16 protein-coding genes are annotated in these 10,972 nt (G+C 59.9%); 6 read left to right on the top strand and 10 right to left on the bottom strand.

The window, feature by feature from the left end:
- Nucleotides 1-48 precede the first annotated feature (48 nt).
- The 5 genes from MESS2_RS22825 to MESS2_RS22840 all read right to left on the bottom strand — a co-directional run bounded on the left by MESS2_RS22825 (nucleotide 49) and on the right by MESS2_RS22840 (nucleotide 1,876).
- The gene (locus MESS2_RS22825) at nucleotides 49-387 is read right to left on the bottom strand and encodes a hypothetical protein (protein WP_008876838.1); all 339 of its coding nucleotides are present in this window, start codon (nucleotides 385-387) and stop codon (nucleotides 49-51) included.
- Nucleotides 366-584, bottom strand: coding sequence for a hypothetical protein (locus MESS2_RS22830; protein ID WP_040593804.1), 219 nt, complete (start codon nucleotides 582-584; stop codon nucleotides 366-368). Before MESS2_RS22830 ends, MESS2_RS22825 begins: the two co-directional genes overlap by 22 nt.
- The gene (locus tag MESS2_RS22835) at nucleotides 569-838 is read right to left on the bottom strand and encodes a hypothetical protein (RefSeq protein ID WP_008876840.1); all 270 of its coding nucleotides are present in this window, start codon (nucleotides 836-838) and stop codon (nucleotides 569-571) included. Before MESS2_RS22835 ends, MESS2_RS22830 begins: the two co-directional genes overlap by 16 nt.
- Before the next feature lie 99 nt (nucleotides 839-937).
- Nucleotides 938-1,105: a hypothetical protein gene (locus MESS2_RS32795; RefSeq protein WP_008876841.1), complete on the bottom strand. Its 168-nt coding sequence runs from the start codon at nucleotides 1,103-1,105 to the stop codon at nucleotides 938-940.
- 3 nt (nucleotides 1,106-1,108) lie between these two features.
- Nucleotides 1,109-1,876: an N-acetylmuramidase family protein gene (locus MESS2_RS22840; protein ID WP_008876842.1), complete on the bottom strand. Its 768-nt coding sequence runs from the start codon at nucleotides 1,874-1,876 to the stop codon at nucleotides 1,109-1,111.
- Nucleotides 1,877-1,968: 92 nt separating this feature from the next.
- On the opposite strand from MESS2_RS22840, the gene MESS2_RS22845 reads away from it, so the two are divergent.
- From MESS2_RS22845 to MESS2_RS22850, 4 genes are all read left to right on the top strand, one after another.
- Nucleotides 1,969-2,160: a hypothetical protein gene (locus MESS2_RS22845; RefSeq protein ID WP_008876843.1), complete on the top strand. Its 192-nt coding sequence runs from the start codon at nucleotides 1,969-1,971 to the stop codon at nucleotides 2,158-2,160.
- Between the two features lie 490 nt (nucleotides 2,161-2,650).
- Nucleotides 2,651-2,818 carry a hypothetical protein gene (locus MESS2_RS32800; RefSeq protein WP_008876845.1) on the top strand — a complete coding sequence of 56 codons (168 nt, stop codon included), beginning with the start codon at nucleotides 2,651-2,653 and terminating at the stop codon, nucleotides 2,816-2,818.
- A 190-nt stretch (nucleotides 2,819-3,008) separates the two neighbouring features.
- On the top strand, nucleotides 3,009-3,185 hold the full coding sequence (locus MESS2_RS32805) for a hypothetical protein (protein WP_008876846.1): 177 nt from the start codon (nucleotides 3,009-3,011) through the stop codon (nucleotides 3,183-3,185).
- A 174-nt stretch (nucleotides 3,186-3,359) separates the two neighbouring features.
- Complete coding sequence (locus MESS2_RS22850) at nucleotides 3,360-4,106, top strand: hypothetical protein (protein WP_008876847.1); 747 nt, start codon at nucleotides 3,360-3,362, stop codon at nucleotides 4,104-4,106.
- Between the two features lie 201 nt (nucleotides 4,107-4,307).
- On the opposite strand, the gene MESS2_RS33880 is transcribed toward MESS2_RS22850, so the two are convergent.
- The 4 genes from MESS2_RS33880 to MESS2_RS22875 form a co-directional block, all read right to left on the bottom strand.
- Nucleotides 4,308-4,883: an acyltransferase gene (locus MESS2_RS33880; RefSeq protein ID WP_008876848.1), complete on the bottom strand. Its 576-nt coding sequence runs from the start codon at nucleotides 4,881-4,883 to the stop codon at nucleotides 4,308-4,310.
- 204 nt (nucleotides 4,884-5,087) lie between these two features.
- Nucleotides 5,088-7,829: an SGNH/GDSL hydrolase family protein gene (locus MESS2_RS30285; RefSeq protein WP_008876851.1), complete on the bottom strand. Its 2,742-nt coding sequence runs from the start codon at nucleotides 7,827-7,829 to the stop codon at nucleotides 5,088-5,090.
- 183 nt (nucleotides 7,830-8,012) lie between these two features.
- Nucleotides 8,013-8,279, bottom strand: coding sequence for a VanZ family protein (locus MESS2_RS22865; protein WP_244440054.1), 267 nt, complete (start codon nucleotides 8,277-8,279; stop codon nucleotides 8,013-8,015).
- Nucleotides 8,280-8,727: 448 nt separating this feature from the next.
- Entirely contained in the window at nucleotides 8,728-8,940 is a 213-nt protein-coding gene (locus tag MESS2_RS22875; protein WP_008876854.1) for an SseB family protein, read from the bottom strand.
- Between the two features lie 600 nt (nucleotides 8,941-9,540).
- Here MESS2_RS22875 and MESS2_RS33055 point away from each other — a divergent pair.
- Nucleotides 9,541-9,639: a hypothetical protein gene (locus tag MESS2_RS33055; protein WP_008876856.1), complete on the top strand. Its 99-nt coding sequence runs from the start codon at nucleotides 9,541-9,543 to the stop codon at nucleotides 9,637-9,639.
- An 82-nt stretch (nucleotides 9,640-9,721) separates the two neighbouring features.
- Entirely contained in the window at nucleotides 9,722-10,165 is a 444-nt protein-coding gene (locus tag MESS2_RS22890; protein ID WP_008876857.1) for a hypothetical protein, read from the top strand.
- A 51-nt stretch (nucleotides 10,166-10,216) separates the two neighbouring features.
- Here the strand turns inward: MESS2_RS22890 and MESS2_RS22895 are convergent, their stop codons facing one another.
- Nucleotides 10,217-10,831 (bottom strand): T6SS immunity protein Tdi1 domain-containing protein, encoded by a 615-nt coding sequence (locus MESS2_RS22895; RefSeq protein WP_157357795.1) that lies wholly within the window; start codon nucleotides 10,829-10,831, stop codon nucleotides 10,217-10,219.
- Nucleotides 10,832-10,972: the final 141 nt, after the last annotated feature.

The following is a 10,972-nucleotide window of genomic DNA, read 5'->3' on the forward strand; positions in this document are numbered from 1 at the left end:
AGGGGATGCTTTACGCGATACGCTTTAGACTTCCGCAAGGCGCGATTTTCACTCCTCCCTCCCCGATTTGAATCGCCGCACCATCACCTCGAACACGATGTCTGATATCCACATCGCCGAGACGCCGATGAGGAACGCCGCGGCCAGCGTCGTGGTGTCGTCGTCCGGAACAGGCAGGCCGGTAGCGCGGAAATAATGCACCACGGGAAGCGTGAGGTAGGCCGCCGCCAGCGCGCCGCAGATCGGCGACGCCACCATCTCGCGAACCTTGTAGCGGTGGCGCGACAAGGCCCGCAAAATGCCACCGGAAAGACCGGCGACCACCACCGGCGCCTTGATGCCGAGCGTATCGAGAAGCTCCTGTATCACGGCATCCACCCGCACCATCTGGCGCCCTTCCCGTTGTAGGCGTTCATCTCGTCGAGCTCGGGCCGCGTCATGGCCGCGACGACGAAAGCGGACGAGCGGCGCGGCTGGTTATGGTCGCACCAGACCTGGCGCGGATTGCCGACCGAAGCCGGCGTCGTGCATCCGGTGAGCAAGCTCTCCCCAAGCAGCAGGCCGATCATCAGCGCCTTGCCCATCGCATGGCCTCCCGCCGCGCCGCCTCGTCCGGCAGGCCACGCGCCGCGCGCTCGGCATCGCTCGCCTCGCGATCCATTTCGAGGCGGTCCTCGGCGGCGGTGAGTTTTTCCGCGGCTTGCCTCGCCGCATCCTTTCTCGCCCGGCTGACCCCACCGGCGACGTAGAGCCCGATGCCGCCGACGAGCGCGGCGAAGATCGCCATGATCGTCTTGTTGCCGGCGAGCGCCGACAGGATTGCGAGGAGCACGCTCATAGCAGCAGCCCAAGGATCAGGCCGGCGACCGCGCCGACGGCGAACGGCGGCCAGGATTGGCGGAGGTAGGCGGTGATGAGTTCAATCCGGCCTTCCATGTCACGCCCCCCGATTCGGGATGCGGTAAACGCCGCCGGCCACAAGGGCACCGACGATCAGGTCTCGCACCACGCCACCGAGGCCGGGGATTTCGACCTGAAACTGCTGAAGGCCGATCAGCACGCCAATGCCGGCGACTGCGACGATGAATTTCGAATAGCGAGCCATGGTTCATTTCTTTCCGAACAGAGTGAGAATGAGATTGAGGAGCGCGGTCCAGAAGCCTTGCTTTGCCGTAGGCTTGGGCATAGCCGCCACGGGCGGCGCCGCGGGCCTTGACGACTGAGAGGCCGGGATGGGTGCTGGGCGGGGAACCGCAGGAGAGGCCGCTGGAGGCCACGGCGTGTCCCTGATGCGCGACCATTTGCGGAAAGCATTGGCAAGCTTGGTGTCGTAAGCGTTCTTTTTGTAGGACGCGCCGTTGTAGCCCTTGGCGAAACCCGCCCAGTCGTGATTGCGCAATTTGTCGCCGAGCCGGTTCTCGGCGATGAAATTGACCGCCGCTTCAAGCTGCAGCGCCTCGTCTTCCATCATGGCCTCGACCATGGACTGCACGGTGAGGAAGCCGGCCGCCTCGAAATTCTCGCCGAGAACCTGGCCGAGGCCCCACGACGCCGATTTCAGCGCTGCCGTCTCGTCGATCGCGACAGCCGCCTTCAGTCTGGGGTAGCTATCCCTGGGGTAGGGCTTTTCGCCCCACTTCGGATAGGCGAGGCCGGCCGCGACGGCTTGCGCTCGCGCCGCCCCCGACAGATTACGGAAAAACACATGCGGCTCGAACAGGATGATCGGCCGCCCCTGCGCATCGAAGCCGTTGCCGCTGGTCTCGACATCAAGAAAGGCGTGGATCTCGTCCTCGCCGACGCCGATAAGTGCGCCAAGCCGGGGCAGATCGAGGTCGTCCAGACGTTTCGCAGCGCCCTTGAAAGCGGTGTCCATCGCAGTTCCTTTCCGCCCGGTCGCGGGCAGGTTGATGTTTGCAAGCGATCGTGTGAAATGGGCCCGAAGGGGAGGACAGGGAGGATCCGCAGATGTCGGAAGACAAGGAAACGGCAATGGCCGCGGCGCGCTGGACGGCGAAGGCCGAACTATGCGCGGTCGGCCGCGACAAGCCGTTGCTTTTTGCGCTGGCGGCGATCCTGTGTCTCTATTGCGGGCTGGTCGCCGGGCCGATCCTCTATGCGTTCCTGGCCATCCAGGGCATGGCGGATTTCTTCAAATGACGGCGTTGGCCGCTTGAGAGCAGCTCCATCTGTGCCCTCGCCTCAATCGAAATTGCTTAGCCGGGATGAAACTGCTCCGGTGAATCGTTCGTGCCTTGTGGGACACAAGGTGCGGGAGGGCACGTGACGATAAGGATCAGGCTTCCAGGGGGTACTCTGAAGATCAAGAAAAAAGACGAGCTGCGTCGCCGTGAGCAGAAGCGCGAAGTTCCGGTCTGGCAGATCGGAGATCACTTCATCATATGGTGGCCGAGCAGCATGTCGGATGGCCCGTCGAAACGCCCGCCAAAACGATGATCCAAAATTCGCGGTCGTGAAAGGTCCGAGAGCGGACCAGGACAGAACGGCGATGCCCTGCTGGAGTACCGCGCGCCCTTCGCACGCATGGACGCTGTTACGAAAACAGTCCCAGAAATAGTCAACGCCCGGCCGTTGACTCTTCCGTAGCGGAAGCCCTTTGTCGCTGCATTGCACAATGGGGTTTGGGCCGATGGCGGTGCGGATCAAGTTGCCGGGCGGCACCTTGAAGATGAAGGTCTATCGGGAGTTGCGCGAGCGCGAGCGCGACCGCCGTGTGCCTGTGTGGAAGATGGGCTCGCTCTATCTTATCTGGTGGTCGAACCGCCAGCGTCCTTCAAAGGATCGGCGACTGGGCTGATGGCGTATCGGACGATGACTTGCACGGCAGCGTTGCAAGCCCGTCGCGATCATAAAACTGTTATCCGGCGGCTATATCGTGGATCGTCCCGGAAATAGTCGATGACCGGATGTTGACTCTTCCGCAAGGGAAGGTCTCTTATTGCTGCAATTGCACATTATTGCTGCGTTGCACAACGGGAGTTGAACCGATGGCAGTGCGTATCAAGTTGCCGGGCGGCACGCTGAAGATGAAGACCTATCGCGAATTGCGCGGTCGGGAGCGCGACCGCCGCGTACCGGTCATGAAGATGGGCTCGCTGTATTTCGTCTGGTGGTCGAACAACCAGCAAGGTCCTCACAATAAGCCGCAGGGCAGCCATCGCTAGCCATTGCGCATTCCCCTACGCTCCGCGCAAGCGACTTTCTCTTCGGCGATTTGAAGGTCATCTCGACCGATAGCCCACTTTGCGAATGGCGCCACCTGCACAGGCTCGCTCTTGCAAAGCGCCCGCCTCTAGCCGCAAATGACGGAGGAGTTCCTGAGCAACCGAGGAAGATTGATGAGCATCCAAACCCGTGCACATGCGTTCCTCCGTAGCACGCCGCTTCGCTACTACTACCATCTGCTGAAGGCTCGATTAGGCGGGGCGCCACAATCTGATGAAAGCGTCATCCTCTCTAGGCTGGCGCTCAATTGTCCGCGCACATTCGTAGAATTCGGCTTTCACCCGACCGAATACAACTGCATCGGTCTCGCCGACTTCAATGGCCTGCTTGTTGATGGCGACGAGACAACGGTCCGTCTCGCAAAGGCCGTCCTCCCAAAGCGGATCGAGTCACGCCAGAGCTTCATCACCCTCGACAACATCAAAAGCCTTGGCGCCCATTTCCCCGAGCTCGGGGTGCTCTCTATCGATGTCGATGGGAACGATTACTGGTTTCTCAAAGAGCTACTGCCGGTGCGCCCGGCCGTGATCTCCGTCGAATACAACGCCAGCCTTGGCTTGAAACCGATTACCGTGCCCTACGATCCATCCTTTGACCGGAAAGAGAAGCATGAAAGCGGCTGGTATCATGGGGCGTCGATTACAGCTGTGACGAACCTGTGTAGCGCGAACGGTTATAAATTGGTCGCAGTTTCGGCGGCAGGCGGCAACATATTCTTCTTGCCGCTCTCATCTTCTCTGCCGGGGCTGGAGCCCGCGCAAGCCTACCGCGAAAACTCTCTGCGCAACCGCTGGTCTGGCACGACTGCGGCAGAGCAATGGAACCGAATCAAGCACATGCCTTTTGTCGATGCGACCTGAGGGCGGCTGATATGAAAACGATGTACAGTGGCCCCACCACTTCGCTTCACCATCCATGCAGTTCAGCAGGAGCGGCAAGTTTCCATGCCGATTGACACCAGGCTGCGATGCGCAAGCAGTTCAAGGACATTTGCAAGCAGATGCCGAAATTGCACATGGCTCTATACGATGGCGAGGTACTGATTGAAGAGCGCCGGCCAATTAGTCGTCAGCCCTGACTAACGAGTCGGCCGGAATGTCCCTGCGAACGATGGCCCGAGCCGAGATAACCGCCCGGTCGCCAATCGTCACGCCCTTCATGATCATTGCTCCGGTGCCGATCCAAACGTCGTCACCGATTGTCACCGGGGCCGAACGGATACCCGGATCGGCACGAGGATGGCCGGTTCGGAAGATGGCCACGGTTTGTGCGAACCGCTTTTCATGGTCCATGGGGTGCGAATTGGTATCGTGAATTGCAACACCGGAAGAGACAAGCACCCCTTTGCCGATCTTGATACCGACGGGGTCAGACGACCAGATCGTCGACCCGGCGCCAACGAAACAGAAATCTCCGATTTGGATATTCCCTTCGTGCGCGAAGATCTGCAAATGCCCGTCCAAGCGGCAATCCGCACCAATCTTCACTCGCGATCGGTCACCGTGGATATTGAAAATTTCAGCGCCGGCGCCGAACCGAGTTCGCGGCCCGATGATGGCATTCTCCCTTGCCGCTCCAGTGGCGATCCATGACCAAAAGCGACGACGCAGAGCGAGGATGGTGGTGAAGATGCGCATTCAGCGACATTTGCCACAAGCGACCGGCGTGATCCAGACGGATTCACCTAAATCGACAGCATATGATCGGAGAGATAGTGTGTACGACCCATCGACCGTGATTGCCGTCCCAAGCCGCTGCCATTTCTTTTCGGTGTTCAGTACCCACTCCTGTTTGGAGTTTAGCACGGTCGTTCCTCGGCACGTCGATGAGCACTTCCGCTTCTAGTTCACGAACAGACCGTTGAGCACCATCTTGCGTAGGGCTCCGGCGTGGTGTGTAGCGAGACGCAAGCTGCCGGCCGCGTTCGGGTGAAGCTCATCGGCCATGTACAGGGTCGAAGTGTGGTAACCCATGCCGCTCTGCGACGTGTCGATATAGGGGACACCGAACGCTTGGCACACCTCGCGTTCGGCTTTCATATGCTGGTCCATCGTGTTACCTTGGCCGTTGACCCGACCTATCCGGTGCGTCGCGTGGCCGGAGCCACCACTGTAGACGCCGATCAAGACGATCTTGGCAACCGGGGCCTGCGCACGGATATCGAGGATGGCCCTCCACAACGACCCGTAGACCGTGGCGTAGGTGGTGTCGCCGAACATGCCCAGCGGCGTCTCCTGCGCGCCGAAGGCATTCGGGCCGGGCTCAAGGGCGACCAGTTCTGTATCAATTGGAATGTCAGCAATTCTGGCGGACATGCCGTAGCTCGGATAAGCGGTGGTGCTGAGCCCGAGAGCCGAACCACTGACGCCGAGGTTGGTCAGCACCATTCCGGTCTGTTCTGCGAGCAGGGGCGCGTAGTAATTCCCAATCGTGATACTGGAACCAAGGGCGGCCCACTTCTTGCCGACCAGTGCCGCGCTGCCGTCGTCGGCCGATCCACCGCCGCCTATGCTGGTAGGGTCGGACAGAAGGCCGAGATACAGGGCAGCATTGGGAGTGGCCGTTGAGCCAGCGCTGCGAGACCATGGGGCCACTGAAAGGTTGGTCGGGGACGTGCTGAGGTTCGGCCCGCCATTGACCTTGAAGGTGGACGATTGGACATAAAGGCCTGAAACGCCGTCACCTACGTAGGGATGCCCTCCGCTGGCGCCATAAACGCGATGCTGCGGGTTCATTCCCCCCGCTACATCAACCACTTTTTCCAGTGTGATCCTAAACCAGCCGTTGCCGAGTTTGGCCATGGTGACGATCGGCGCGGCGAAAGTTGGGTTGATGGTGAAGGTGCCCAAGTCAAGATTAAATGTTGCGTCATAGCGAGCGCCTGAGTTCGAGAACAGGTTGAGACGATTCCGCTCAGCCTGCTTGGCGATCACCTCCAGGGTAACCGTCTGCCCAAGCACCATGCCCGAGCGTGGTTGCCAGAAGGACGGACTTCCGCTGACATTCGGCTCAACCAGCTTGGTGGCCGACATGCGGCCATTAACGGTGATGTCAAGTGCGTCAACAGTGGACATCAAGGGAAGAATTGCAGGGGCATCAGCGGTAGCGGTGCCGATCACGTCCGCGAGGTTCTGTCGGGTGAAAGTCCCGCTTGTGGGGTCTCTGCTGGCGAACAAATTTGCGAGGGTGTTTTGCTTGCGAAGGACGATGCTGCGAACGTACATGCCCGACACGCCGTCGCCTGTATAAGGCAGGGCACCGGGGGACATGCGAGCTTGGAAATTGTTGTTTCCGCTAGCGCCGATCAACGCGGTCGCCTTACATTCATACCAGCCCGATCCCAAGGCAGTGATCGTGGCACTTACGAAGTTTGCGCCGCTGCCTGATGCCGTGCCCTGGTTGAGGTCGAAGTTGGCCGTGTAGATGGCCCCGGTAGCAGCGCAGATGAGTTGCAGACTGCCCCTCTCTGCCGCCTTGGCCACAACAACATGCTCAAGCGTGTCACCATTGGTGTAGGCGTAGAGGCGATACAGGGACGGGTTGAGGTTCGCGCCGCTGGCTTCGACCATCTTGGCGGTAGGTAAGCCTAGACCGTTGAGCATCGAATTGCCATCAACGGTGGAGAGCAGGGCAGAACTGGCGGCCCTGATGTCAGTGTCCGTAGCCGCCGGCCCGGCCGCTACGTTGTAGAGGCCAAGGATTCCGGCCGAGACTTCGGTCCAGAAATACTCGCCGACATCGACATTCCGGCCCAAGACCACGGCCGCGCTTGCACCGGCCAACCCCGCCGACGCCGCGAAGCTGAAGCTCGGCGCCACCGTGTAGGAACCGGTCGCGGTAATCAGGATCTGCGTCAGCGCGCCGCCCGCCACCACGAAGCGGCCGGCGGCGCCCGAACCGATGCCGCCGGTAAATGCCAGGTCGAATGTGCCGTTGGTGCCGCTGGCGCCGGCCGTGATCGCGCCGTTGCCGACGACGCCAAGGCCGATCGCGGCCGCAACCGTCGGAAAGATGCCCTTGCCGTACAAGGATGCGTCGCGCGCCGCCTGGGCACTGGCCAGATTAGCCGCCGTGGCAACGACGTCAGCGGCGGTTTGTCCGGCATTGGCGGCAGAGGCGGACGCGCTGGCCGCTGCCTGGCCGGCGCTGGCCTCGGCCGCCTCCTTCAGCACCTGCGCTTCGTCGCGCAGCGCTTCAACCTCATCGACCGCGTCCGAGATGTCGGGTGGCAAGAATGCGGCAATGGCGATGGCGTCCGTGCCCACCACCGGCTCGTCGGAGGTGAATTCAAACACCCGGTCCGCATTTGCCGAGCCGACCTGGACGTGAACCGTCGTTCCCTTCTGCAGGGTGCGGGCGGTGCGGGCGTCGGCGGCGCGGAACCATTCGCCCTCGCTCGCCGTATAGATGCCGTTCTGCGTCGGGTCGGCCTGGTCCTTGACCAGCACCCGGTCGCCGGTCTCGGCCGGCACGCCATCGATGGCCTGCAGGCCATTGAGGATGATGTCGGCCGTGGTCGCCAGACGCACGGGTTCGCGTTCGCCGGTCAGAAGTCGAACAGCGGCAGTTGCAGGTCGGGCCATAAGGGCTTGCTCCATGAAAAAGCCCCGCAAAAACGGGGCTTGAAAGATCGAGAATGTCAGTGCGCCCGCGAGACGTCCAAATCCGTAGCTGGGGGATTCAAGGATCGCAGGCGGGGAGTACTGTCGGCGAAAAATGGCTGGTTAGCCGTGTCTAGTCCTGGAGGGAACCAAAACCGCTGCGACCTATGGCAATCCGCTGACGAGCCGCTTTGTCCAGCCTGCGAACGTCAACCCGCATGCCATGCCGGCGCAATTAGCAAACCAGTCGAATATACTCATATCGCGCCCTGTCACTTGCATGCCCTGGAGAAGCTCGATCGCGGCGCCGGTAAGAGCGAGAAGGACAATCAGCCTTGCCTTGTGCTCCGGCCAGCCGAGGCTTCCCAGAGCCGCCAACACGGCAAAGGCGGCGGCGTGGTTGAGCTTGTCGTGATCGAACGTGAACGCCATGCCGAACTCCTGCAGGAACCGTGCCGGTGAAAGGGCAAGCAGGAGGACAAAAACCAACGCGGCCTGGAAAATGATCCTTGCCATGGTCGGATATGAGTCTGTGTGCAACAAGATACCGTCAATCCTTCATCTGAAAGGTCTGGCCTTCATCTGAAGGTCCTTACTGGCCAATGTGTGGCGGCTCCGAGGTTCGCATCGCCTTGAAGCAGCAGCGCGGCGGACGAATTTCGGATCCGCCGCGCCAAGCCGAGACAACGTCAAGCTACACCAATCCACGCCTGCAGCGCCAGCCGCCAGCTTGAACCGGTATCCGACGCTGCCGATCGCCGGTACTTTGTTTTCGATCGTATCGCCGATCTGGCGCGTCTTGCCGCCGCTGTCGCGCGTGTACATAACCCTCAAGCGAAGTCGACAAAAGCAGCGTCGCATTCCGCGACTGGCTGTCGCTTCAAATCCCCTTCAGGCCCTTGGCCAGATCCGCTTTGGTCATCTTCACCTTGTCGCTGCCCGGATTGAGAACCAGCACCTGGTCCTCGGCAAGAATCGAAACGAGGAGATTGCGGTCTATCGAAACCCCATCCTTCTCAAAACCGCTGCCGGCGGCTTCTCGCTTGAATGTCGCCTCGTCGGAGGAAATCGGGATGAACGATTGGCCATCCACGATAAAATCCTGAAGACGAATATCGTGACTTTATCGTCATCCCAACCACCAATGACAACGACATGATCCTTCATCACATAATTCCTCTGGGCCTTTGTCTAGACGTGTGACTCTTTGTCAGGATCTCCAGCATGTGTTCAAGGGTATCAGTCTCTGCCCGAAAGCTTTTCTTCCCTGATTGCAACCGCGCTCGCTGTAGTAGACGACCCAGCGATGGCCATCCCTATCAAGCACGAGAGACTCGTCACTGTCGTTGTACAAGCTGAAGGCGTCGGGCCTGATGTTCTCACTCCGAACAGCGTCCAGAAACTCCTCCTTGGTCATTCTGTGATCCTTCTCGGATATTTCAATCCAGCCGCATCCCGGATCGAGGTATAAAACTTATACTGAATGCCGCCTCCGCCCTGAAGAAACCAGGGCGCGGTTTTCCCGACAGAACTCTAACAGGCTTTGTCACCTCGTACACATTATATGGCTTAGACTCCACGGTGCCGGGCACAAGGCTTCGCCTTGGGCAAAGGCCGCATAATAGCGGGCGAAGGGAACGCAACCGCGGCGAGCGCGTTCGGTGTGTTGGCGGAACCCCTGCGGAGCCCTGCGATGAAACGCATCTATAAAAAGCCGACGCTGGTGAAGCGTGAAAAGCTCACCAGGCTGACCGCGCAAATTGTTGCGTCCGGGATCGTATTGGGCGAGTGATTTTCCAGGCTTTGCTGAGCGGCAGCGCCAGACCTACATTTCTTGCGCCACGGCTGAATGCTGATCTCTGAGGGGGAGAAAAATGAAACACAGCGTAAAGGACGCGCAGGGAGACCCGGCCGAACTGCACCCTCATGACGCCTATCTCGATGCCTTGGTGACGTTCGCCGAGGGCAATCTGGAAATCGGCATGACGCTGTTCATACGCGGCACGGTCATCGCCGGCACCATGATCAGCGGCAGGAAGTACTTTGAGGAACTGAGCCGGCAGATGCGCAACGCCTCGATACATGGGTCCAGCGACCCCGCCGACCTGCAGGACGTTCTGGGCCGCGCCATGATGGATTTCGCCAACATGTACCCCAAGGCCGGCGAGGAGCCGGCGCCCGGGAGCCCGCCACGGTCGTTTCTCCACCTGCGCAACGCGCGGATTTTCCAGGCCGCGAACCACTTGCGCTCGAACGGTCAGCTCATGCGACTGCGCCTCGACGCCGTCGATGGCTATTTCATGGGAAATATTGAATAAAGCTGCGCCATCGCCGCACTCAATCCGGCGGTGCCACCAGCAAACATGTCTTTAATTAACGCCTTTGATGTTCACTCGCGTCCCCATCGGCAGGTCTTTGACCTTCAAAATTAGCTGACCCATAATGTGCCAGTAGACATCCAGGTCCGACAGTTCGAGGTTTTCGATCTCGTCCTTCCCGTTGAGAAACAGCGGTACCTTGTAACCGACGCATTGCGTATAGGCTGGCTCGGTGCCGACGATCTCCCGCCACTTTGTGTAGAAGTCGGAAGCCAAGGCTGCATCTTCATATTCTTGGAGTTCTGCGTCGTGGAAGGCGCGGATATTGGCGGGCACCTCAAGGGCCTCTCCTGTGCCTGGTTCAAACATTACGACACCAGGCTCGCCTTGTTCCAACCTTCCGGTATCAACTGCAAAGGCCCTGCCAAGCCAATCATAGCCAAAGCAGGTAATCCGCCCGGCGAATTCAGGGAAGCCTAGGACAACGCGTGCATTCCAACGTGTTACCTCCGATGCCCGGTTTATCCGATACAAACCGCGCTTGAACGACGCGCCGCCGAAGCTCGCCAGCAACTCGTTAAGCCCAGGCACTTTCGTATCCAAATTGCCGCCACCAGGCGTTACCCCGGCATCCATGGGGAAATTCTGTCTGAATTTCTCAAACACTAGCGATCTCCGATCGTTACCTTATTAATTCTGGTGCCATAGGGCAGGTCCTTGATCAGGTTTTGTATCTGAGCACCAAGGCTGCGATTAACACTCGAATCTAATGGGGCCATATTATCTAAAGTTTCCGAACCTCCTAGT

It is taken from the genome of Mesorhizobium metallidurans STM 2683 (genome assembly GCF_000350085.1).
GTDB lineage: Bacteria > Pseudomonadota > Alphaproteobacteria > Rhizobiales > Rhizobiaceae > Mesorhizobium > Mesorhizobium metallidurans.